Origin of the sequence: Terracoccus sp. 273MFTsu3.1, from assembly GCF_000383675.1 — a bacterium.
Lineage (GTDB): Bacteria > Actinomycetota > Actinomycetes > Actinomycetales > Dermatophilaceae > Terrabacter.
Window position 1 is genome coordinate 19318 of sequence record NZ_KB911826.1, and the last position, 21490, is coordinate 40807.

22 protein-coding genes are annotated in these 21490 nt (G+C 73.0%); 9 read left to right on the forward strand and 13 right to left on the reverse strand.

Going from position 1 to position 21490, the window contains the following annotated elements; translation table 11 throughout:
* Positions 1-21 precede the first annotated feature (21 nt).
* On the reverse strand, positions 22-714 hold the full coding sequence (locus H283_RS0118525) for a demethylmenaquinone methyltransferase (RefSeq protein WP_020145020.1): 693 nt from the start codon (positions 712-714) through the stop codon (positions 22-24).
* 94 nt (positions 715-808) lie between these two features.
* Between H283_RS0118525 and H283_RS0118530 the strand changes: the two genes are divergently transcribed.
* Both H283_RS0118530 and menD read left to right on the forward strand, forming a co-directional pair.
* Positions 809-2104, forward strand: coding sequence for an isochorismate synthase MenF (locus tag H283_RS0118530; RefSeq protein WP_028785726.1), 1296 nt, complete (start codon positions 809-811; stop codon positions 2102-2104).
* An 11-nt stretch (positions 2105-2115) separates the two neighbouring features.
* Entirely contained in the window at positions 2116-3867 is a 1752-nt protein-coding gene (gene menD / locus H283_RS0118535) for a 2-succinyl-5-enolpyruvyl-6-hydroxy-3-cyclohexene-1-carboxylic-acid synthase (RefSeq protein WP_020145022.1), read from the forward strand.
* Positions 3868-3927: 60 nt separating this feature from the next.
* Here the strand turns inward: menD and H283_RS0118540 are convergent, their stop codons facing one another.
* From H283_RS0118540 to H283_RS0118555, 4 genes are all read right to left on the reverse strand, one after another.
* A complete protein-coding gene (locus H283_RS0118540) occupies positions 3928-4692 on the reverse strand; it encodes a 3-keto-5-aminohexanoate cleavage protein (RefSeq protein ID WP_020145023.1) in 765 nt (254 codons plus the stop codon).
* Positions 4689-5693 carry an o-succinylbenzoate synthase gene (locus H283_RS0118545; protein ID WP_020145024.1) on the reverse strand — a complete coding sequence of 335 codons (1005 nt, stop codon included), beginning with the start codon at positions 5691-5693 and terminating at the stop codon, positions 4689-4691. Before H283_RS0118545 ends, H283_RS0118540 begins: the two co-directional genes overlap by 4 nt.
* A gap of 161 nt (positions 5694-5854) precedes the next feature.
* Complete coding sequence (locus H283_RS0118550; protein ID WP_020145025.1) at positions 5855-6103, reverse strand: hypothetical protein; 249 nt, start codon at positions 6101-6103, stop codon at positions 5855-5857.
* 157 nt (positions 6104-6260) lie between these two features.
* A complete protein-coding gene (locus tag H283_RS0118555) occupies positions 6261-6779 on the reverse strand; it encodes an NUDIX domain-containing protein (protein ID WP_020145026.1) in 519 nt (172 codons plus the stop codon).
* A gap of 35 nt (positions 6780-6814) precedes the next feature.
* On the opposite strand from H283_RS0118555, the gene H283_RS0118560 reads away from it, so the two are divergent.
* The gene (locus H283_RS0118560; RefSeq protein ID WP_020145027.1) at positions 6815-7786 is read left to right on the forward strand and encodes a 1,4-dihydroxy-2-naphthoyl-CoA synthase; all 972 of its coding nucleotides are present in this window, start codon (positions 6815-6817) and stop codon (positions 7784-7786) included.
* Between the two features lie 4 nt (positions 7787-7790).
* Here H283_RS0118560 and H283_RS0118565 read toward each other — a convergent pair whose 3' ends face one another.
* Positions 7791-8771 carry an alpha/beta hydrolase gene (locus H283_RS0118565; protein ID WP_020145028.1) on the reverse strand — a complete coding sequence of 327 codons (981 nt, stop codon included), beginning with the start codon at positions 8769-8771 and terminating at the stop codon, positions 7791-7793.
* Between the two features lie 341 nt (positions 8772-9112).
* Here H283_RS0118565 and H283_RS0118575 point away from each other — a divergent pair, with 341 nt between their 5' ends.
* The 5 genes from H283_RS0118575 (at position 9113) to H283_RS25715 (ending at position 14417) form a co-directional block, all read left to right on the forward strand.
* The gene (locus H283_RS0118575) at positions 9113-10654 is read left to right on the forward strand and encodes an MFS transporter (protein ID WP_020145029.1); all 1542 of its coding nucleotides are present in this window, start codon (positions 9113-9115) and stop codon (positions 10652-10654) included.
* Positions 10654-11838 carry an o-succinylbenzoate--CoA ligase gene (gene menE / locus H283_RS0118580; protein WP_020145030.1) on the forward strand — a complete coding sequence of 395 codons (1185 nt, stop codon included), beginning with the start codon at positions 10654-10656 and terminating at the stop codon, positions 11836-11838. The genes H283_RS0118575 and menE overlap by 1 nt, the downstream gene beginning before the upstream one ends.
* A gap of 11 nt (positions 11839-11849) precedes the next feature.
* The gene (locus H283_RS0118585) at positions 11850-12167 is read left to right on the forward strand and encodes a PLD nuclease N-terminal domain-containing protein (RefSeq protein ID WP_020145031.1); all 318 of its coding nucleotides are present in this window, start codon (positions 11850-11852) and stop codon (positions 12165-12167) included.
* Positions 12168-12186: 19 nt separating this feature from the next.
* Positions 12187-13062 carry a 1,4-dihydroxy-2-naphthoate polyprenyltransferase gene (locus H283_RS0118590; RefSeq protein ID WP_020145032.1) on the forward strand — a complete coding sequence of 292 codons (876 nt, stop codon included), beginning with the start codon at positions 12187-12189 and terminating at the stop codon, positions 13060-13062.
* Between the two features lie 131 nt (positions 13063-13193).
* Positions 13194-14417, forward strand: coding sequence for an NAD(P)/FAD-dependent oxidoreductase (locus H283_RS25715; RefSeq protein ID WP_020145033.1), 1224 nt, complete (start codon positions 13194-13196; stop codon positions 14415-14417).
* 174 nt (positions 14418-14591) lie between these two features.
* Here the strand turns inward: H283_RS25715 and H283_RS0118600 are convergent, their stop codons facing one another.
* The 6 genes from H283_RS0118600 to H283_RS0118625 are packed head-to-tail and all read right to left on the reverse strand — an operon-like array spanning position 14592 to position 19706.
* On the reverse strand, positions 14592-14915 hold the full coding sequence (locus tag H283_RS0118600) for a DUF4229 domain-containing protein (RefSeq protein WP_020145034.1): 324 nt from the start codon (positions 14913-14915) through the stop codon (positions 14592-14594).
* Positions 14916-14927: 12 nt separating this feature from the next.
* On the reverse strand, positions 14928-15926 hold the full coding sequence (ccsB, locus tag H283_RS0118605) for a c-type cytochrome biogenesis protein CcsB (protein WP_020145035.1): 999 nt from the start codon (positions 15924-15926) through the stop codon (positions 14928-14930).
* Positions 15923-17671, reverse strand: coding sequence for a cytochrome c biogenesis protein ResB (locus tag H283_RS0118610; protein ID WP_020145036.1), 1749 nt, complete (start codon positions 17669-17671; stop codon positions 15923-15925). The genes ccsB and H283_RS0118610 overlap by 4 nt, the downstream gene beginning before the upstream one ends.
* Position 17672: 1 nt before the next feature.
* Positions 17673-18416, reverse strand: a complete 744-nt coding sequence (locus H283_RS0118615; protein WP_020145037.1) for a cytochrome c biogenesis CcdA family protein — start codon at positions 18414-18416, stop codon at positions 17673-17675.
* A gap of 7 nt (positions 18417-18423) precedes the next feature.
* Positions 18424-19038 carry a TlpA disulfide reductase family protein gene (locus H283_RS0118620; protein ID WP_020145038.1) on the reverse strand — a complete coding sequence of 205 codons (615 nt, stop codon included), beginning with the start codon at positions 19036-19038 and terminating at the stop codon, positions 18424-18426.
* Positions 19038-19706, reverse strand: a complete 669-nt coding sequence (locus H283_RS0118625; RefSeq protein WP_020145039.1) for a histidine phosphatase family protein — start codon at positions 19704-19706, stop codon at positions 19038-19040. Before H283_RS0118625 ends, H283_RS0118620 begins: the two co-directional genes overlap by 1 nt.
* A gap of 209 nt (positions 19707-19915) precedes the next feature.
* Here H283_RS0118625 and H283_RS0118630 point away from each other — a divergent pair, with 209 nt between their 5' ends.
* Positions 19916-20533: a LysE family transporter gene (locus H283_RS0118630; protein ID WP_020145040.1), complete on the forward strand. Its 618-nt coding sequence runs from the start codon at positions 19916-19918 to the stop codon at positions 20531-20533.
* A gap of 18 nt (positions 20534-20551) precedes the next feature.
* Here H283_RS0118630 and H283_RS0118635 read toward each other — a convergent pair whose 3' ends face one another.
* The gene (locus H283_RS0118635) at positions 20552-21172 is read right to left on the reverse strand and encodes a hypothetical protein (protein ID WP_020145041.1); all 621 of its coding nucleotides are present in this window, start codon (positions 21170-21172) and stop codon (positions 20552-20554) included.
* Positions 21173-21490: the final 318 nt, after the last annotated feature.

Consider the following 21490-nt stretch of genomic DNA (forward strand, 5'->3'; position numbering starts at 1 on the left):
TAACTCTCGACAGGCCAGCGGTCAGCGCTTGGTGCCGTGGTGCAGCGCGACGATGCCGCCCGTCAGGTTGGTCCAACCGACCTGCTGCCAGCCGGCAGCCTCGACGACGCGGGCGAGCTCGCCCTGCGGCGGCCACGCGCGGATCGACTCGGCGAGGTAGACGTAGGAGTCGGGGTTGCTCGACGTGCGCCGGGCGACCGGCGGGAGCGCGCGCATGAGGTAGTTCGAGTAGACGGTGCGGAAGACCTTGTTGACCGGCTGGCTGAACTCGCAGACGAGGAGTCGGCCGCCGGGCTTGGTGACGCGAAGGAACTCGCGCAGCGCCGTCTCGGCGTCGGCGACGTTGCGCAGCCCGAAGCTCATCGTGACGACGTCGAAGCTCTCGTCGGCGAACGGCAGGCTCATCGCGTCGGCGGCAGTGAAGGCCATGTCGGGACGACGCCGGCGGCCGACCCGCAGCATCCCGAGCGAGAAGTCGGCCGGGACGACCTCGATCTCCTGGTCGGCCCACGGCTCGCTCGACGTGCCCGTGCCCGCCGCGATGTCGAGGATGCGCTCCCCCGGCTTGGCGTCGACGGCCTTGACGACGGCCCTGCGCCACAGCCGGTCCTGCCCGAGCGAGAGCACGTCGTTGGTCACGTCGTACTTCTCGGCGACGGTGTCGAACATCGACGCGACGTCGACCGGCTTCTTGTCCAGCTGCGCACGGGTCATGCGCTCATCCTCGCACCCACGGCGGGTGTGGGTTGGGTCGCACCGGCGACCACGCGAGCAGGGTGGCACGCGTTCGGCCGTAGAGTTGCCACCGATGTCCACGCTTCCTGCCCCTGAAGCGCCGTCCCCCGCCGCGGGACCGACGGTCGTCGTCCGCACGGTGCCCCTCGAGGCAGCGGACCCCCTGCTGGCCTACCTCCCGGCCGACCTCCCGCACGACGAGCTGCTCTCGTGGGTGCGCCGGGGCGAGGGCCTCGTCGGCTGGGGTTCGGCTCTGACGTTCGAGGCCCACGGCGCCGACCGCTTCCACGAGGCTGAGGCCTGGTGGCGAGAGATCAGTCGTCACGCGGTCGTGCGCGACGAGGTCGGCCGGCCGGGCACGGGTCTCGTGTGCTTCGGCTCCTTCCCCTTCGCCTCCGACTCCGCCGAGGCAGCCCGGCTCGTCGTGCCGTCGACCATCGTCGGCCGTCGTGACGGCCAGACCTGGCTCACGACGGTCTCCCTCGAGCCGCAGCTCACGCTGCTTGAGAAGCCCTCTGTCGCAAGCGATCCCGAGCCTCCTCGTGACGTCGCGTTCGCCGACGGCCAGGTGTCGCCCGCCGACTACGCCCATGCGGTCGCCGAGGCCGTGCAGCGCATCGGGGCGGGTGAGGTCGACAAGGTCGTCCTTGCCCGCGACCTCGTCGCGACGGCCTCGGGCCCCATCGACCCGCGGTGGCTGCTGCGTCGCCTCGCCGAGCGCTACGAGAACACGTGGGTCTTCTCGGTGGCGGGTCTCGTCGGGGCCACCCCCGAGCTGCTCGTGCGACGCGACCAGGGACTCATCACCTCGCGCGTCCTGGCCGGCACGATCCGCCGCACCGGCGACGACGCCAAGGACCTCGCGCTCGCGGCCTCGCTGGCTCGCTCGTCGAAGGACCTCGAGGAGCACGAGTACGCCGTGCGCTCCGTCGCCGAGGCCCTCGCCCCGCACTGCTCGTCGATGAACGTGCCCGAGGCACCCTTCGTGCTGCACCTGCCCAACGTCATGCACCTCGCGACCGATGTCGCCGCCGTGAGCGCCGACGAGGCCTCTGCCCTGACGCTCGCCGCGTCGCTGCACCCGTCGGCCGCCGTCGGTGGGACCCCCACGGCACGCGCGGTCGAGCTGATCGGCGAGCTCGAGCACATGGACCGGGGGCGCTACGCCGGCCCGGTGGGCTGGATGGACGCGAGCGGGGACGGCGCGTGGGGCATCGCCCTGCGCAGCGGCGCCATCGACCCGGGCAACCCGTCGCAGATCACGCTGTATGCCGGGTGCGGCATCGTCGCGGGGTCCGACCCCGAGTCCGAGGTGGCCGAGTCCAACGCCAAGCTCATCCCGATGCGCGACGCGCTCGCGAGCGACTGACCGGGGCGACGGTGACCGGTCGTCGGAGTGCTCCGGAGGTCGCGCTGCACGTGCTCCAGCAGCTGTGGCTCGGCGGCGTGCGTGACGTCGTGCTCGCGCCGGGGTCGCGGTCGGCCCCCTTCGCCCTCGCCCTCGACGCGGCCGACCGGGCCGGCGACCTGCGGCTGCACGTGCGGATCGACGAGCGGTCCGCGGGCTTCCTCGCGCTGGGTCTCGCCACCGGGTCACGCCGACCGGTCGCCGTCGTCACGACGTCGGGCACGGCCGTCGGCAACCTGCTCCCGGCAGTGATGGAGGCGCACCACACGGGGCGTCGGCTGCTCGTCGTCAGTGCCGACCGGCCCGACCGCCTGCGGGGCACGGGCGCCAACCAGACGACCGATCAGGCCGGCATCTTCGGCACCTTCGCGACGTGTCACGACCTGACGGCGGCCACCGCCGACGACGAGCGGGACGGCCTCGTGGCCGACGCCTGCGCACGGCGCGGGCCGACCCAGCTCAACGTCCAGCTCGACGGCGACCTGCTGCCCCCGGACGCCGACCCCGACACGTGGTGGCAGCGCCCGGATGGGCCGGAACCGCACGCCAACCCAGCCCCGGCGCAGACGGCGGACCGCAACGTCGACGCGTCGGTGTCCGTGCCGACCGACGGCGAGGTGCTGCCGCTCGGGCCGCGCACGGTCGTCGTCGCCGGCGACGACGCCGGACCGGCAGCACGTCTGCTCGCCGAGGCCGCGGGCTGGCCCCTCGTCGCGGAGCCCACCTCGGGCGCGCGCATCGGACGGCAGGCCCTGCGCACCGGACGGCTGCTGCTCACGACCGACCTGCGCGGGGCCGTCGAGCGCGTCGTCGTGGTCGGCCACCCGACCCTGTCCCGCCCCGTCACGAGCCTCATCAGCGACCCGGCCCTCGAGGTCCTGTCCGTCCGAGGTCGTGACGGCGTGGCCACCGACCCGGGCCGGGTGGCGCGCGTGCTCGACGTCGTGCCTCGGGTCGAGGCCGCCGACGACCAGGCCTGGTTCAACGCCTGGCACGTCGCCGACCAGCAGCTGGGCGGGCTCATCGACGCGGGACTCCTTGCGCCCGAGGCAGATCCGTCCCGGGCCATCGAGCACGGCGGACTGTCACCACTCGCCGTCGCGGCTGTCGTGGGGGCCGCCGTCGCCGCCGACACGACCCTCGTCGTCGGCTCGTCGAACCCCGTCCGCGACCTCGACGTCATGGCCACACCGTGGGCGCCGCTCGAGCACCGCTTCGTCGTCGGCAACCGTGGCCTCGCCGGCATCGACGGCATGGTCTCCACGGCCGTCGGCGTCGCCCTCGGTCGCCCGCGGGCCGCGCGCAGCATCGCCTACCTCGGCGACCTGACCTTCCTCCACGACACGAACGGCCTGCTCACGGGCCGCGGTCAGCGGCGGCCCGACCTCACCTTCGTCGTCCTCAGCGACGACGGCGGAGCGATCTTCAGCACCCTCGAGCAGGGTGACAGCCGCTATGCGAGTGCCTTCGAGCGCGTCTTCGCGACCCCGCACGGCACCGACCTCGAGGCGCTGTGCGCGGCGCACCACACGGCATACGAACGCGTCGAGGACCTCGGTCGGCTGGCCGAGGCGCTCACTGAGTCCCCTTCCGGCATCAGGGTCCTCGAGGTCCCCGTCTCGCGGGCAGACCGCCGGGCCGAGGCCGCCTGGCTGCGCGCGCTGGCCCAGCAGGTCGTGACCCACCGCGACGACCGCCGCTGGCCCCGGCGACACACCGAATAGGTCACGACGCAACGGGATCGGATCGCGGTGCGTCGCGACCTGCTCGGTGTGTTGCGTCGGCTAGCCCGGGGCGTCGGGGACCGGCCACTGGGACGGCGTGCCCGGCTGGGACCGCACCGCCGCCGCGACGAGCTCGGCGCTGTCGCGCGCCTCCCGCCCGTCGGGCAGGTGGACGGTATCCTCGAGGCCGACGCGCACGTCGTAGCCCGCGGCCTGCGCCCAGCGCAGCACCCGCCAGGTCCAGCGCCCCTCACCGTGCACGAGGACCGGCACCGGCGACATGCCGAGTGCCGCGAGGATGCGCTCGGCCGCCCACGGCCCGTCGGAGCCGGGGGTCACACCGGGGATGAGCTCGACGAGCACTCGCTCGACCTGCCACGGCCAGTTCGTCGCCACGAAGCGGCTGGTCGCCTGAGGCGTCCATATCCCCGCCTCGACGCCGGATCCGTTGTCCCGCAATGCTGTCGCGACGTCCACGGCGCCCTCCTCGTGCCAGTTGACGCTTGCGCAGTCCGGGCCGCCGAGGTCCGGCGACGGCCACTCCGAGACGTGGGCGAGCTTGCGGCGGGCACTGTCGACGATGCCGTCACGCGTCGAGACGCTGACGCGGAGCCCCGGCGTCGCAGCCCGGATCGCGCTGACCGCGTCGACGACGTGCCGCGTCTCGAGGGTCTCGCGGCCGGACTCGTCACGCGGGTGCACGTGCACCATGAAGGCTCCCGCCGCCACGGCGTCGGCCGCGGCCCGTGCGAGCTCGTCGGGCGTCTGCGGAACCGTGCGGTGCTGGCCTCGGGTGCGGTCGCCGTTCAGGCAGGCCTGGATCATCCGGCACTCCCCTCGGCGAGCACGGCGTGGCAGCGCACGAGCCGGTCGCGCCACCACCTCTGCCGGTCCGGCGGAGCCGTGAGGTCCGCGAGCGCCTCGGAGTCGGCGGTCGCGCGTCCGAGCCTCAGGAGACCGCCGGACGGACGCCACGGGTCCGCCGAGACGTCGCGCTCGAAGAGACCCACCGTGCCGAGGCCGCACGCATGCTCGAGCGACGGCAGGGCCGCGGCGAGGGCCACCCCAGCAGCGATGCCGACGCTCGTGTCGAGCGCCGACGACACGACGGCGGGCAGGCCGCACGCCTCCACGACCCCGAGCGCCGACCCGACGCCACCGAGGGGCGCGACCTTGACGACGACGAGGTCCGCGGCGCCGAGCCGGGCCACACGGATCGGGTCCTCGGCCTTGCGGATCGACTCGTCGGCCGCGATGAGCACGTCGATCCCGTTGCGTGCCAGAGCAGTTCGCAGCTCGACGAGCTCCTCGACGCTGGCACAGGGCTGCTCGGCGTACTCGAGGTCGTATGCCGTGAGCCGCCGCAGCGCCTCCGTGGCGGTCGCGACGTCCCACCCACCGTTGGCGTCGACCCGGATGCGCGCCGACGGACCCATCACGGACCGGACCGACGCGATCCGGTCGATGTCGTCGTCGAGCGTCTGGCCGCGCTCGGCGACCTTGACCTTCGCCGTCGTGCACCCGTCGAAGCGCGCGAGGACCTCCGGCACCCGGTCGGGACCGACGGCCGGCACGGTCGCGTTGACGGCCACGGCGTCGCGCACCGGCGCGGGCCACTCGGCATACGCCGCCTCGAGGGCCGCGGACAGCCAGCGCGCGGACTCGCGATCGTCGTACTCGACGAACGGGCTGAACTCACCCCAGCCCGAAGGGCCCTCGAGGAGCAGGGCCTCGCGCGCGTCGACACCGCGGAATCGCACTCGCATCGGCAGGGCGACGACGTGGGCCCGGGCGAGGAGCTCGTCGACAGGAGGCGGCGTCGTCATGCCTCCATCATCACCGACGACGGTCTCCGGACAGGACGGGTGCTCCCGGGGGTGGCGATTGCCCTGCGAGTGGACGGATGACACGGCATACCCGGGACTTCGTGCACTCACGGGGCAGTCGGCCACGGAAGGCCAGTCGTGGCCCGGGACGCGAGGACGGGCTAGCGAACCGGGAAGGCCTCGTGCCGGTCCTGCGTCGGGTCCGGCTGTCCGACCGCCGCGTCGGCCGACGACGTGTCCTCGCGACTGCGGCGGGCACGGTGGCCGCCGCGGCAGACGTGGCTGCGTCCGGCGGCGTGCGGGAGCACCCAGAAGAGCCCGAAGAGCCACCAGAAGCCGTGGCCCGACGACCCGAGCGCGACGGCGATGAGCACGGCTCCGGCGATGATGAGGTTGCGTGGCGAGAACACGTCGGTCTCCTCCGTCCGCGGGACCGGTCGGCCCCGTACTCCCTCGACCGTAGGCGCGGGACGCCCGGCGGACCCGGCCCCTCTGTCAGCGACTCCCCCTGACAGATGTCACGTCCACCGAATGGGGCGGAGCGCTCACTCGAGTGGGACGGGGCGCTCACTCGAGTGGGGCGGGGCGCTCACTCGAGTGGGCGAGGGGGCCGAGGACGACGTCGCGCGGGTCGTCGACGGCCACGGCGATGCGGTCGCGGAAGACCTGGCCCATCTGCGGCAGGGCGTCGAGGCTGAAGAACCGCGCCTCGGTCGACTCGTCGTCACCGGGTCGCGGCTCGCCCGAGACCCAGCGGCACCGGAAGGTGTGGTCGAGGTACTGCCCGAGGTCGCCGTTGTCGTGCGTCACGACGCCGCTCGCCGAGACCCAGACGAGCCGCTCGACCTCGGCGACGACGCACGCCTCCTCCTCGACCTCCCGGACGGCGGTGACGTGCGGGTCCTCGCCCGGGTCGACGATGCCGGTGACGGGCGTCCACGCGCCGTTGTCCGAGCGCTTGACGAGCAGCACCTCGTCGGCGCCGTCCGCGACCTCGCGCAGCACGACGGCCGTGACCCCGGGCATCCAGAGCAGCTCCCGGCCGACCATGGTGCGCAGGTGGGAGACGTACGGAGGGATGGGCATACGGCCGACCCTAACCCCGCCGATAGGGTCGGTCCGTGAGCAGCGAGCCGGGCCAGAGCGCCGTTTCCGAGATCTTCGACCCGAGCGAGTGGGCGCCCGTCGAAGGCTTCGACCTGACCGACGTCACGTACCACCGGCGCCGGCCCGTGGCCGGTCGCCCGCACGCGGAGTCGGGGGTCGTGCGCATCGCGTTCGACCGGCCCGAGGTGCTCAACGCCTTCCGCCCGCACACCGTCGACGAGCTCTACCGCGCGCTCGACCACGCCCGCATGACGCCCGACGTCGGCGTCGTCCTGCTCACCGGCAACGGTCCGAGCCCCAAGGACGGCAAGTGGGCCTTCTGCTCGGGCGGCGACCAGCGCATCCGCGGCCGCTCCGGCTACCAGTACGCGACGTCGCCGGACGCCGACGCCACATCGTCGGGCATCGACGCCGCGCGCACGAAGGCCCAGGGCGGGCGCCTCCACATCCTCGAGGTGCAGCGGCTCATCCGCACCATGCCCAAGGTCGTCATCGCCGTCGTCAACGGCTGGGCGGCCGGCGGCGGCCACTCCCTCCACGTCGTGTGCGACCTGACGATCGCCAGCCGCGAGCAGGCCCGCTTCAAGCAGACCGACGCCGACGTCGGCTCGTTCGACGCCGGCTACGGCAGCGCCTACCTCGCCAAGATGGTCGGCCAGAAGTTCGCGCGCGAGATCTTCTTCCTCGGACGCACCTACTCCGCCGAGGACATGCAGCGGATGGGCGCCGTCAACATCGTCGCCGACCACGCCGACCTCGAGCGCGAGGCCCTGCAGGTCGCGACGGAGATCATGGGCAAGAGCCCGCAGGCGCAGCGGATGCTCAAGTTCGCCTTCAACCTCACCGACGACGGGCTCATGGGCCAGCAGGTCTTCGCCGGCGAGGCGACCCGTCTGGCCTACATGACCGACGAGGCCGTCGAGGGCCGCGATCAGTTCCTCGAGAAGCGCGAGCCCGACTGGTCGCCCTTCCCCTGGTACTTCTGACGCCTCAGAGCCCGTCGAGCAGGGCGACGGTGGCGGCCACGATCTGAGGCTGCGCCTCGGCCCGGCTGACCGTCGGGGTGCCGTCCCCGGGCTGGTCGCCGTAGTCGCCGAAGTAGGAGTGCACGGCCCCCGCGACGGCGGTGTATGCCGTGTCGCCGGGCAGGAGCGGCCGGCTGGCCGCGATGTCGGCGGGCGTCGTGAAACCGTCGCTGGTGCCGCTCACCGAGGCCACGGTGAGGTCGGTACGGTCGGCCAGGGAGTCGACCGGATAGGACGCCCAGAGCACGAGTCCCCGGACGACGCCGGGGTGGTCGTGGGCGAAGCCGGCCGCGACGACGCCGCCGAGACTGTGCCCGGCGATCGTCCACGAGGTCACCTCGGGATGACGGTCGATGAAGGCGTGCGGCGCCGTCGTCGCGAGGAAGCCGATGCCGAACGGCTGCTTGACGACGAAGACGATGACCCCCTGCCGGCTCACCTCGGAGAGCATGGGCACGTAGGCGCGCGGGTCGACGCGGGCGCCGGGCTGGAAGATCAGGCCGCGAGTCGGAGTGCCGCTCGTGGGCGCGATGACGATGTGGGCCGGCGCGTCCATGACGCGCACGTCGGCGCTGCCGGACATCGCGGCCACGGCCTCCGGGGTCGCCCCGAAGGGCCGGAGCCAGACGAGCGCCCCGAGCACGACGACCGTGACGAGGACCCCGGCCACCCGGCCGAGGGCACGAAGCACCGGTCGCGCCTTGCGAGGTCGTGGGTTCGGCGCCGAGCGGTCCCGCACGAGGAGCACGACGCCGATGAGGCCGCTCGCCGCGAGCGCGATGACCTGGGCCGGGTTGCCGGCCAGCAGGACGGAGTGGTCGAGCAGGAAGAGCACGAGCGGCACGACGAGCCAGAGGATCCCGAGCACGACGGTGAAACGCGCGCGAGGGCGCCGTCGGCCCCCGGCCCCGGTCCCCGCCAGTCCCTCGTCCGGCACGGTCGTCACGACCTGAGGGTAACCACGTGGGAGGGCGCAGCGGCGGCGTGGACGCCGGCGTTCCGGAGGAAGGACGCCCCGGTCACGGCGAAGCCGGTGTCGGTCGCCCACCGGGCAGCGGGACAGGGCAGGATGTTGGAGTGGAACCGAGTGACGACCGCCGCGCCAGCCCGGGCCGTCGTGCGCCCGGTGCCGCGCCCGGTGCCGCGCCCGGTGCCGCGCCCAGTCCCGCGCCCGGTCCCGCGCCCGGTCCCGCGACCGGTGCTGCGCCACGCCATCGCGGCGCGGCACGCGCCCCGCACGGGACCGGAGGGTCGGCCGCTCCCCCTCCCGCACCCGAGACCCCGGACGTGCCCGAGGGGGGCCGGCCCGCGGACTTCCGCCAGCCACCGCGCACGACCGCGGCCAACGCGACCCGCGCCGTCGGGCGCGGGCTCGGGCGGGCGGCCACCGGCACCGCCCGCCTGACCGCGCGCTCGGGCCGCTTCGCCGCCGCGAAGGCGCACGCGTACACCCACTCCGGCGGGGCCGGCGAGAGCGGTCTGGCCCGGATGACCGAGCTGCACGCGAGCCACACCGCAGGCGACACGATCATGACCCTGGCCCTGGCGGGCACCCTCTTCTTCAACCCGCAGACCGCCCAGGCCCGTGGCGACGTCGCGACGTTCCTGCTGCTGACGATGGTGCCGTTCGTCCTCGTCGCGCCGCTCATCGGACCGCTCCTCGACCGCTTCTCCCACGGCCGGCGCTGGGCCATCGGCACGACGCTCGCCGTCCGGGCCTTCCTCTGCTGGGTGCTCGCCGAGGCCATCACCCACGACAGCAGCTGGCTCTTCCCCGCCGCGCTCGGGTGCCTCGTCGCCTCCCGGGCCTACACCATCACGCGCGCGGCAGCGGTCCCACGGCTGCTGCCACCGGGCACGACCCTCGTCAAGGCCAACTCGCGGGTCTCGATGGCCGGAGTCGTCGGTGCGGTCGTCGGCGGCGTCCTGGGCGGGGTGGCGATGCTCGCCGGACCCTCCTGGGCCCTTCGCGTCGGCTTCGTCATCTTCGTCGTCGCCACCGTCCAGGCGATCCGCCTGCCGGCGCGCGTCGACAGCTCGCTCGGCGAGGTCTCCATCGAGGACACGACCCCGATCCCGGTGCGAGGCGCCCACGACGACGCGAGCGCACCCGGGGCCGGCTCGCTCCGCGGCACCCGGCGCGGCTGGGGCGACGACCCGGCCCGGCGGCATACGCCCTCGGAGGGCGAGGCGCTCACGGTCGACTCGCTGGGCCCGCTCGGGCGCTTCCGCCGACGCAAGCAGGCGATCCCGTGGCCCGTCATGCACGCCATGTGGTCGACGGGTGGCACCCGGGTGCTCACCGGCTTCCTCATCCTCTTCATGGCGTTCCTCGCCAAGGAGCACCCCATCGACGGCATCCGCGGCGAGCTCGTCCTCGCCTTCATCGCGGTGGCCATCGGCGTCGGCAACGGCATGGGCAGCGTCGTCGGCAACGTCGTGCGCGACCAGCGGCCCGAGCGGATCGCCATGGTGTCGGTGCTCGCCGCGACCGTCTGCTGCGTCGCGACGGGCATCTGGTACGGCGTGTGGACGCTCGTCGTGCTCGGCTTCGTCCAGGGCATGTCGGCGCAGCTGTCCAAGCTCGGCTTCGACGCGCTCGTGCAGCGCGAGGTCCCCGAGAACGTCCGCACGTCGGTCTTCGCGTGGTCCGAGACGATGCTCCAGGTGCTGTGGGTCGTCGGCGGCACCCTCGGAATCGTGCTCCCGCTCAACCCCTACGTCGGCTTCCCCGTCTGCGCGGTCGCGCTCGTCTGGACCGTCGCCATGGCCGCACGCCAGCGCCGGCGCGCCGCCCCCACCGCACCCCCGAGAGCGAGACGTGCCTGATGGCCGCGCCGTCCCCCCGCCCGCTGGCGATCCCCGCCGGACCGGCCGTCCTCGACGTGCTGCCCACTCTCGAGGCGGCCCTGACCGGCCGCTCCCCGGTGCTGCCGTATGCCGCCGACGCGCCGCCGCCGTCGGTGCCGTTCCACGACCCTGCCGAGCTGCCGGACGGTCTCGCGGTCGCGATCGGCACCTCGGGCTCGACCGGTCGGCCCAAGCGCGCGCTGCTGACGGCCGACGCCCTCGAGCGGTCGGCCTGGGCCACCCACCAGGTCCTCGGCGGGAGCGGTGCCTGGCTGCTCGCCATGCCGGCCCACCACGTCGCGGGGCTGCAGGTCCTGCTGCGGTCGCTCGCGTCGGGCGTCACGCCGGAGGTGCTCGACCTGCGCGACGGCTTCTCGGTCGCGGGCTTCGCGGAGGCTGCGGCTCGGGTGCGGCCCACGAGCGCGGCACCCCGGCGCTACACCGCGCTCGTGCCGACGCAGCTGTCCCGTCTCGTCGACGACCCCGCCGGGCTCGACGCCCTGCGCACCTTCGACGGGGTGCTCGTCGGCGGCGCGGCCACACCCCCGGCCCTCGTCGAGCGCTGCCGCGCGGTGGGCGTCGCGCTGAGCCTCACGTACGGCATGAGCGAGACGGCCGGCGGCTGCGTCTACGACGGCATCCCGCTGCCCGTCAGCCGGGTCCACGTCGACAACGACCGACACGTCGTGCTCGGCGGCGACACCGTCGCGCACGGCTACCTCGGCGAGGCGCGCCTCAGCCGTGACGCCTTCACCGTCGACCCCGACGGCGTCCGCTGGTTCCGCACCGACGACCTCGGCCATTTCGACGACGACGGTCTGCTCGTCATCGACGGCCGCGCCGACGACGTCATCAACACCGGCGGCCTCAAGATCAACCCCGGGGTCGTCGAGGACGCCATGACCCGGCACCTCGACGACGTCCTCGACGTCGTGGTGCTCGGCCTTCCTGACCCCGAGTGGGGCGAGGCCGTCTGTGCCGCAGTGACGCTCGTCGACCCGACCGGTCACCTGACGACCCGCGCCGTCCGCGAGCGCCTGCGCGGCATCCTCCCGGACGCGGCACTGCCGCGGCGGGTCCTCGTGCTCGCCGAGATCCCCCAGCGCGGGCCCGGCAAACCCGATCGAGCCGCCATCCGACGCGCCGTGCAGGGCCTCGCCTGAGCGGTGGCAAGATGGGGGTGTCCCACCCGTCGCCGAAGGAGGTCGCCGTGCTGCGCGTCGTGCTGATCGCCCTCGTCGTCTTCGCCACGATCTACGCGCTGGTCGACTGCCTCCAGACCGATCGTCGGCTCGTGCGGATCATGCCCAAGACCGTCTGGCTGCTCGCGGTGCTCGTGCCGGTGCTCGGCCCGGTCTTCTGGCTCGTCGCCGGGCGCAGCGACGCCCGGGGCGGACCCGGTCCCGCGTCGCGCGGGCCCGGCCGCCGTCCACCCGGGCCCCGAGGCCCCATGGGCCCCGACGACGACCCCGACTTCCTCCGCAAGCTGTAGAAGGACCCTCCGGAACTCCATGGCCACCCTGTCCCAGTGGATCGAGGGCGCTCGCCCTCGCACGCTCCCCGCCGCCGTCTCGCCCATCCTCGTCGGCACCGGCGCCGCCTACCAGACCGGTCACGTCGTCTGGGCGTATGCCGTCCTCGCCCTCGTCGTCGCCCTGGCCCTGCAGGTCGGGGTCAACTTCGCCAACGACTACTCCGACGGCATCCGCGGCACCGACGAGGTGCGCGTCGGGCCGGTGCGGCTCGTGGGCCAGCGCCTCGCCGCACCCCGCTCGGTCAAGATCGCGGCCTTCGCGTGCTTCTTCTTCGCCGCGCTCATGGGACTCGCGCTCGTCGGTCTGTCGGAGCTGTGGATCATGATCCCGATCGGAGCGGCGGCGATCGTCGCGGCCTGGTACTACACCGGAGGCAAGCGGCCCTACGGCTACCTCGGCCTCGGCGAGGTCTTCGTCTTCGTCTTCTTCGGGCTCGTCGCGACCCTCGGCACGATGGCGACGATGACCCCACCCACCGCCGCGGGCTGGTGGGGCGCCATCGGCGTCGGGTCGCTCGCCTCGGCGATCCTCGTCGCCAACAACCTGCGCGACATCCCGACCGACCGCGAGCACGGCAAGCGCACGCTCGCCGTGCGGATGGGCGAGTCGGGCACCCGCGCCTTCTACGTCGCGCTGATCGCCGTCGCCTTCGTCATGACCGGCCTCGCCTCGTTCACGTCGCCGTGGGCCCTGCTCGCGCTCCTGTCGGCGCCGCTCGTCGTGCGGCCGATGCAGGCAGTCGTCGGGCGCGCCACGGGGCCGGGCCTCATCCCGGCCCTGGCCGGCACGGGGCAGTTCCAGCTCGCGTGGTCGCTGCTGCTCGCCGTGGGCCTCGCGCTCGGCCGCGCCTGATCCGGTGAACCGCCGGCCCACTGGGCAGACGCGGGTCGCCGTGGTCCTGCGGGACCCGGTGCTGCGGCCGTCCGACCGGGTGGGTGTGGCATTCGGCTGACGGGCGGGCCTCCCGGTGCCACGGTGGACGGATGACCGAGGAGATCGACGTCGTCGTCGTCGGGGCGGGGCAGGCGGGCCTCGCGACGAGCCACGAGCTCGACCAGCGCGGCGTCGAGCACGTCGTCCTCGAGGCGAGCGTGCCCGGGTCCTCGTGGCTCGGCCGGTGGGACAGCTTCACCCTCGTCGGCCCCAACCACACCGTCCGCCTGCCGGGCGCGGCCTACGACGGCGACGACCCCGGGGGCTTCATGACCCGCACGGAGGTGGCCGGGCACCTGCAGGCGTATGCCGGCCGGCTCGGTCGGGTGCGTGAGGGGGTCCCCGTGCACGGGCTCTGGAGACGCGACGGCGCGTTCGAGCTGCGCACCGACGCCGACACGATCCGCAGCCGCATCGTGGTCGTGGCGACGGGCGCGTACCAGCAGCCGCTCCGACCGACGGCCGTGGCCGGACTCTCGCCGGACGTGACGTGCGTCGACGTCCTCGGCTACCGCAACCCGGGCGCGCTGCCCAACGGCGCGGTGCTCGTGGTGGGGAGCGGACAGAGCGCCTGCCAGATCGCCGAGGAGCTCGCGCTGTCGGGGCGAGACGTCGTCATGGCGTGCGGCAGGGCGCCGTGGTTCCTCCGGCGGGTGGGCGGCCGCGACCTCTTCGAGTGGCTGCTGGACTCGAGCTTCTACGAGCAGACGCCCGACCAGCTTCCGAGCCCTGCGGCGCGGCACGGCGCCAACGTCCAGGCGACCGGCGCTGGCGGCGGGCACGACCTGCACTACCGGACCCTCGCCGTGCTCGGCGTGCGTCTCGTGGGGCACCTCGTCGACATCGACGGGCACACGGCGCGGTTCGCGCCCGACCTCCCCGAGGTCATCGCGGCCGGCGATGCCGGGTTCGCGTTCGTGCGCGACACGATCCTCGCGGGCTGCCGGGATCGCGGTGTCACGCCGCCCGAGATCCCGGAGCCCGGACCTCTCGACACGTCGGCGCCCACCGAGCTCGACCTGCGTGGCTTCGGAGCGGTCGTCATGGCGACGGGCTTCCGCTCGCGCTACACCGAGTGGGTCGACGTGCCCGGGCTCGTCGACGAGCAGGGCTTCCCCGTGCACGTCGACGGCGAGAGCGTCGTGGCGCCGGACCTGCACTTCGTCGGCGTCCACTTCCTGCGCCGGCGGCGCTCGTCCCTGCTCTTCGGCGTCGGGGACGACGCCGCGGCCACGGCGACCCGCATCGCCGCCCGCCTGGGCACCACGGCCTGAGACCACACCCGCCCGCAAGCCCACTCGAGTGAGCGCCCCGTCCCACTCGAGTGAGCGCTCGGTCACATGCTCCGGGACCGGTGTGACGGCGTACTCACTCGACTGTGATCGGGCGCTCACTCGACTGTGGTTGGGCGCTCACTCGACTGTGGTTGTGCGCTAACTCGAGTGGGGTCAGCGGTCGGCGTTGCGGGGGTCCTCGGTGGCCGCACCCGTGGTGTCGGCGTCGCGGACCGGGCGCTCGTCCTCGAGGTCCTCGGCGAACTCGTCGCTCGTCGGGTCGACCGCGTGCTTGGCCTCGAGCTTCGCCTCGTGGCGCTCGACGAGCTTGGCCGTGATCTCGTCACGCATGCCGCGCAGCAGGATGTAGGACGCGGCCGCCGAGGCGATCGCCGAGGCGCCGAGCAGGAGCACGGGGTTGTTGCGCAGGCCGATGAGCCAGAAGAGGAAGAGGAAGCCGAAGAAGATAAGGATGCGGAGCAGGGAGTAGCGGACCACGTCAGACCACCGTCACATGCCCGAGTAGTTGTGCATGCCGACGAAGGTCGAGACGAGGTTGACCAACGTGAAGTTGATGATCACGGCGACGTAGCCCGCGAGCGCGATGTACATCGACTTGCGGTGGTCGACCCCGGCCGTCGCGCGGCCGTGCATGTAGGCGGCGTAGACCGTCCAGATGACGAAGGTCCAGACCTCCTTGGGGTCCCACTGCCAGTAGGCGCCCCAGGCCTGCTTGGCCCAGATGGCTCCCGCGATGAGCGTGAACGTCCAGAGGATGAAGGCCACCATGTTGAGGCTGTATGCCGTCCGCTCGAGTGAGGCGGACGACGGCAGCGACTCGATGAAGGTGGGCTTGACCGGCGGCTTCTCCTCGCGGCGCAGGCGCACGAGGTAGAGGAGGCCGACCGCGAAGGCCAGCGTGAAGAAGGCGACGGCGAGGAAGGCCACCGAGACGTGGATGCCGAGCCAGTAGGACTTGAGGGCCGGCATGAGCTCGCCGGCCTCGGTGTAGAGCACCGTCAGCGCGAGGCCGAGCACGAGCAGGATGGGCGTGACGATGAAGACGCCGAGCCACTGCCAGTTGTTGCGCTTGGCGAGCACGCTGTAGGCGGCCCCGACCGCCGCGGCGGCGGCCGTCGCGAACTCGAACATGTTGCCCCACGGCGGGCGGCCCACGGCGAGGCCGCGCATGAGCACCGACGCGACGAGCAGCGCCGACGCGAGGTAGGTGAGCATCAGGGCGATGCTGCCGCGCTGGCGGCTCTTGAGGCTCTCCTCGAAGCCCGGCCCGGCGGCATACGGCGTCGCAGGGCGGCGCTCGGCCGGAGTAGGTGCGCCGGAACCGACGAGGACGCCCTCGCGCTCGTTGGCGCCGACCTCGGCGACCGCCTTCGAGTCGGCCACCTTGGGGGCTCGTGCGGCCAGGTGCCAGGTGAAGGCGAGCATGGCGAGCGTGTAGACGATCATCGACGCGTAGAGCGCTGCGTTGGCGTTGGCTGCGAGGTTCACGAGCGGTCGGTCCGTTCTGCAAGGCGGTCGTGCACGCCGGTCGTGATCGCGGTGACGATCGCGGCGAGCCCGGGGTCGGAGTCCTTCGAGAGGCCACCGATGGTGACCACGGTAGCCGGTCGCCCGTCGGCGCCGGCAGGGCCGTCAGGCGTGCCGCCGCCGGGGCCGCCGGGGCCGTCGCCCGCGGCTGCCGGGGCCGGGCGCACGCGGACGAAGACGCGGCGGCGCTTGATGGTGAGGCCGAGGATCAGGCTGAGCGTCGCGAGGATGGCGCTGACGAGGCTGATCGGCGCGCCGGGGTCGGTGCGCACCGACAGGCCGGCGAAGCGCTTGACGCTGTCGAAGGTGATCGAGCCGCGGTCGCCCGGGAGCTGGTAGGTCTGGCCGGGCTTGAGGCGGATGAGGGCGGGCGAGCCGTCGGCCTTGGTGACCTGCTTCATCTCGTCGGTGTTGAGCGTGTAGACCGACTGGGGGGCGCCGCCCGGGAAGAGGTTGCCCTCCCAGACCGAGAGCGCCACCTCGGGGTTGTTGGTGTCCGGGAAGATCGACACCGGCCCGTTGGTGAAGGTCGGCTCTGCGGTCGGCAGGAAGAAACCGGTGAAGCCGAGCTGCTTCGGCGAGGCCGACGGCACCTTGATGACGCCGACCGAGCGGTAGTTGCCGTCCTGCGGCAGGAACGGCGTCGCCTCGCGGTAGAGCACGGAGCCCTTGGCGTCCTTGACCGTGATGACGGGCGTGTAGCCGTTGCCGAGCAGGAAGATGTCGGCGCCGTCGACGGTGATGGGGTGGTTGACCGAGACGTTCTCGCTGCTCTTCGGGGCACCGGGCGAGCTCTGCAGCGTCGTCTGCGCGTCGAAGAGGCGCGGCGTGCCGAACGAGCGGCCCGGCGTCTCGTTGAACTCGACGTGCAGCTGGTCGAGCGAGAGGACGAAGGGCGGCAGGGTCTCGGTGTCGACCCACGGCCCGGGCGAGATCGTGTTGTACGTGCCCGCGGACGACGCGAACTTGTCGCCCTCGGCGAGGATGATGTCGCCGCGCCAGCCGAGCAGGTGGCCGACCGCCATGCCGATGATGATGCCGGTCAGGGCCAGGTGGAAGAGCAGGTTGCCGGTCTCGCGGAGGTAGCCGGACTCGGCGGAGACGCTCGTCGCGTCGTGCGAGTGCAGCCGGAACCGCTTGCGCTTCAACACGGCTCGCGCGGCCGACAGGGCTTCGTCGGGCGAGAGGCTCGTCGTGATCTCGGCGTGCTCGTCGAGACGCGCGAGCCGAGCGGGGGCGCGCGGCGGCCGCGAGCGCAGCGCCGACAGGTGCACCTTCGTGCGCGGCACGATGCAGCCGACGAGGGAGACGAAGAGCAGCAGGTAGATCGCCGAGAACCACGGTGACGCGTAGACGTCGAAGAAGCCGAGCTTGTCGAGCCACGGCGAGCTCGTCGGGTTCTGGGCGATGTAGTCGGCGACCCGGCCGGCGTCGATGTTGCGCTGCGGGAAGATCGAGCCCGGGACAGCGGCGATGGAGAGCAGCAGGAGCAGGAAGAGCGCCGTGCGCATGCTCGTCAGCTGCCGCCAGCCCCAGCGGAGCATCCCGATCGCGCCCAGGGTGGGGAGCGTCGGCTCCTGCCGGTCGGGACGCATCCCGGTGCGTATGCCGTCACGGCCCGGCGCGCCCGACGTGGGCTTCGCACCCGGCGGGGTGTGCTCCGTGCTCTCGGTGCTCTCGGTCGCGGGGTTGGTGTCGGTGCTCATGTCAGATCGCCACCTGGAAGCCGTTGACGAGCCGCACCTGGAGCCAGACGATGACGTCCTCCCAGACCCCGGTCAGCATGAGCAGGCCCACGGCGACGAGGAGCAGTCCGCCGACGTTCTGGAGGGCGCGGCGGTGCCGACGCAGCCAGTCGCTCGCCGTGCCGGCGCGCTCCCACAGCGCCGCCATGAGCACGAACGGCAGACCCAGTCCGATCGAGTAGACGGCGGCGAGGGCGAGGCCGCGTCCGATCGAGCCCGACTCGGCCGAGATCGGGGCGGCCATGGCCTGGATGGCTCCGAGCGTCGGGCCCATGCACGGCGACCAGCCGATGGCGAAGGCGGCGCCGAGCAGCGGGGCCCCCGCGAGTCCGGCACGCGGTCGCCAGCTCACCGGGGCGGCATACGACCGGCCGAGCCCGAGGAAGAGCAGACCCATGATCAGGACCACGGCACCGCCGACGCGCATCAGCGCGCTCTGGTGCTCGCGAAAGGCGAGGCCGACGGCCGAGACGGCGGCGGCCGCGACGAGGAAGACCACCGTGAAGCCGAGGACGAAGAGCAGCGCCCCGACGACGAGTCGGCCGCGCGACCGCTTCTCGAGCGACACGTCGGACAGACCGGTGACGTAGCCGAGGAAGCCGGGCACGAGGGGCAGCACGCACGGTGAGGCGAACGAGACGAACCCGGCCACGAGGGCGACGAGCCCCGCGGCGAGGAGTGACCCTGAGGCAAGCTCGGTAGCCACGAGGACCTCAGGCCTTCTCGGCGAGGACGTCGTCGATGAGGCCGAGCAGGGTCGTCGTCGAGACGGGACCGGAGACACGGGCCGCGATGCGGGCCTGGTGGTCGAGCACGAGCGTCGTCGGGGTGGCCGAGGCCTTGCCCTGGAGGGAGAGGATCGGGACGCCGCCGTCGTAGGCCAGCGAGGGGTAGGTCACCTTGTTGGCGGTCTGGAAGGCGAGCCCGGTCTCGGGGCCCTCGAGCTTGTCGAGGCCGATGAACTCGACCTTCTTGCCCTTCGCCTGCACGGTCTCCCACGCCTTCTGCAGCGCGGGCGTCTCCTCGATGCAGGGCGGGCACCACGAGCCCCAGACGTTGACGACGAGGACGGTGCCGGCGCGCTCGGCGCTGCTCCACGGCTTGCCCTCGAGGGTCGTGCCGGCGAGCTCCACCGGCTCGCCACGGTCGGTGGAGGGCAGCTGCTCGATGGAGCCGTCGCCCGCGACGTAGCCCTTGCGGTCACCTGAGCGGGCTTGGTCCGCAACGGAGTTCGGGTCGGACGAGCAGGCGGCCGCGAACGTCACGAGGCCTCCGGCCATGGCGACGACGCCCCACCGCAGTGCGGTGCGTCGGTCGAGGTGGTCCATCAGGCGCCCACGCTCTTGCTCGCCCTCGCGAGCAGCTCGGCGGCCGGCTCGGAGTACGTGATCGAGGCGAGCTCGTCGCCGCGGTAGGTCAGCGACGTCAGCGAGGCGAGCGTGCACTCGCGCTTGCGCGGGTCGTGCCAGAGGCGGCGTCCCTCGAGCTTGTTGCGTGCGGTCCAGACCGGCAGCTGGTGGCTGACGACGACCGCCTCGTGCCCGCGAGCGGCGTCGCGCGCGTCGGCGACGGCTGCGAGCATCCGGGTCGCGATGTCCTCGTAGGGCTCGCCCCAGGAGGGCTTCGTGACGTCGCGGAAGAGGTGCCAGTTGCGCGGGTGGAGCAGGTCCGTGAGGCCGACCGACCGTCCCTCGAACTGGTTCTCGGACTCGATGACGCGCACGTCGGTGGCGATCTCGACGCCGTGGTCGGCCGCGATGGGGGCCGCGGTCTCCTGCGCGCGTTCGAGCGGCGAGGCGACGACGTAGGTGATGTCGTTGGCCTCGAGGTGGGCCGCCACGAGGCGCGCCATCTCCTGGCCGAGGTCGGAGAGGTGGAAGCCGTCGAGGCGCCCGTAGAGCACGCCGTCGGGGTTGTGGACCTCACCGTGTCGCATGAGGTGCACGACCGTGAGGTCGTCGGCGCCCGGCGCCACCCCGCTCGTGCTCTCACCCATGCTCGACAGTCTCTCAAACGTCGTGCTCAGGACCGAATCCGCACCTGAGCCTGTGCACCCCCTGTGACGTGCAGCGACACCGAGCAGCGCCCCGCCGACGCGGCCCCACGCGTACGCCGTCGGTAGCGGTCCCCGGCACCCGTGGCCGACGTCACGTCGTCCGTGGGACGACCGGCGCCACGGACGGGGGTCGCCCTACACTCCGTGACGTGTCGTGGTCACTCTGGCTGACGCTCGTCGCGACGGGCGCGCTCATCTCCTTCACCCCCGGCGCCGGGGCCATCAACACGATGGCGAACTCGCTCGGTTCCGGCTGGACGCGCTCGATCTGGGGCATCCTCGGCCAGCAGGTCGCGCTGCTCGCCCACATCGCCGTCGTGGCCGCCGGCGTCGGCGTCCTCGTCGCGGGCTCACCAGTGCTCTTCACCGTCATCCGGTACGCCGGCGCCGCGTACCTCGTCCACCTCGGGATCCGGCAGTTCCGGTCGCGCGCGGCTGCGGCACGGGTGGGTGAGGTGCAGCGGGAGCCGGCGTGGTCGATGTTCCGCCGCGGGCCGCTCGTCAACCTCACCAACCCGAAGGCCGTCGTCTTCTTCCTCGCGTTCACGCCGCAGTTCATCCGGCCGGAGCAGCCCCTGCTGCCGCAGTACGCCGTGCTCGCCGCGACGGTGATCGCCATCGACGTCATCGTCATGTGGTTCTTCTTCGCCGCGGCGGCACGCGGGCTGGGGCGGCTGACCCAGCGCGAGTCGGGCCAGCGCACGCTCAACCGCGTCTTCGGCGGGCTCTTCGTCGGCGTCGGCGTGCTCCTCGCCGCCGTCCACTAGGCCCGGGGACGACCGGCGTCAGACGAGCTCGGGCACGTCGAGGTGTGCAATGGCGAGGGAGAACTCGCCGATCTGGGTGATCCTCATGCCGGTCTCCTGCACGAGGTCGGCCCGCAGGCCCATCGCCGCGTTGCGGGTCGCCATCATCGCCTGCGGGGAGTCGTACGTCGCGGTGACGCACGCCCGTCCGGAGGCACGGTCGACGAAGAGGCTGGCGCTGCAGAAGCCCTCGAGCTGCTCGACCCGCGGCATGATGCCCATCCTGAAGGCGTCGAGCATCCGGTCGACCATGGCCGGGTCGCCGTCGGTCCACGTGACCCGGGCGGCGCAGCCGTCGGCGACGCGGTGGTCACGGTGGAGGTAGGCGATCTCCCACTCCTCGACGGTGGCCTCACCGCCGAGGAGGTCGGCCGCCTGCCGACGCAACGGGACCACGGTGTCGGCGGTGGCGCGCATCGCGGCCTCGTCACGCCACGCCGTCGTGACGATGCACTGGCCGCTGACACGGTCGGCGACCATGGACAGGCCGACGCAGCCGTCCATCGCCCTGACCTGCGGCATCACCACGTCCTGCACGTGTGCGATGCCGCTCTCGATCATGCCGGGACGGCCCAGGACCGTCGTGGAGCGTGCGTGCACGACCCCACCTCCCTCGGTCGGGGCGGCACCCCGACGGCGCCGCCGTCACCGACCAGCGTCCTCCTCGTGGGTCGAGGCCACAATCCCCGCTGCCGTATGCCGGGCGAGCCGCGAGCAGGGTGCCTGGTCGCGGCCCTGTGCACTGGGTCACTCCGTGACCCAAGGCCGCCTCGTCCGGCTCCCGGGCAGCCGAGTCACCCCCTGACCCAATGCACAGCGCGTGGTCCGTGCCGTATGCCGTGTCGCCCGCTCCCCCACGCCCGTCCGGGGTGATCGCGGCTGGCCGTGTCGGCCGCGATCACCTCGGACCGGTTGCGC

What these genes read in the sequence shown, in the direction of transcription:
- H283_RS0118525 (WP_020145020.1), bottom strand. Translation starts at nt 714, where the DNA reads ATGACCCGTGCGCAGCTGGACAAGAAGCCGGTCGACGTCGCGTCGATG.
- H283_RS0118530 (WP_028785726.1), top strand. Translation starts at nt 809, where the DNA reads ATGTCCACGCTTCCTGCCCCTGAAGCGCCGTCCCCCGCCGCGGGACCG.
- H283_RS0118540 (WP_020145023.1), bottom strand. Translation starts at nt 4,692, where the DNA reads ATGATCCAGGCCTGCCTGAACGGCGACCGCACCCGAGGCCAGCACCGC.
- H283_RS0118545 (WP_020145024.1), bottom strand. Translation starts at nt 5,693, where the DNA reads ATGACGACGCCGCCTCCTGTCGACGAGCTCCTCGCCCGGGCCCACGTC.
- H283_RS0118555 (WP_020145026.1), bottom strand. Translation starts at nt 6,779, where the DNA reads ATGCCCATCCCTCCGTACGTCTCCCACCTGCGCACCATGGTCGGCCGG.
- menE (WP_020145030.1), top strand. Translation starts at nt 10,654, where the DNA reads ATGGCCGCGCCGTCCCCCCGCCCGCTGGCGATCCCCGCCGGACCGGCC.
- H283_RS0118585 (WP_020145031.1), top strand. Translation starts at nt 11,850, where the DNA reads ATGGGGGTGTCCCACCCGTCGCCGAAGGAGGTCGCCGTGCTGCGCGTC.
- H283_RS0118590 (WP_020145032.1), top strand. Translation starts at nt 12,187, where the DNA reads ATGGCCACCCTGTCCCAGTGGATCGAGGGCGCTCGCCCTCGCACGCTC.
- H283_RS25715 (WP_020145033.1), top strand. Translation starts at nt 13,194, where the DNA reads ATGACCGAGGAGATCGACGTCGTCGTCGTCGGGGCGGGGCAGGCGGGC.
- H283_RS0118610 (WP_020145036.1), bottom strand. Translation starts at nt 17,671, where the DNA reads ATGAGCACCGACACCAACCCCGCGACCGAGAGCACCGAGAGCACGGAG.
- H283_RS0118620 (WP_020145038.1), bottom strand. Translation starts at nt 19,038, where the DNA reads ATGGACCACCTCGACCGACGCACCGCACTGCGGTGGGGCGTCGTCGCC.
- H283_RS0118625 (WP_020145039.1), bottom strand. Translation starts at nt 19,706, where the DNA reads ATGGGTGAGAGCACGAGCGGGGTGGCGCCGGGCGCCGACGACCTCACG.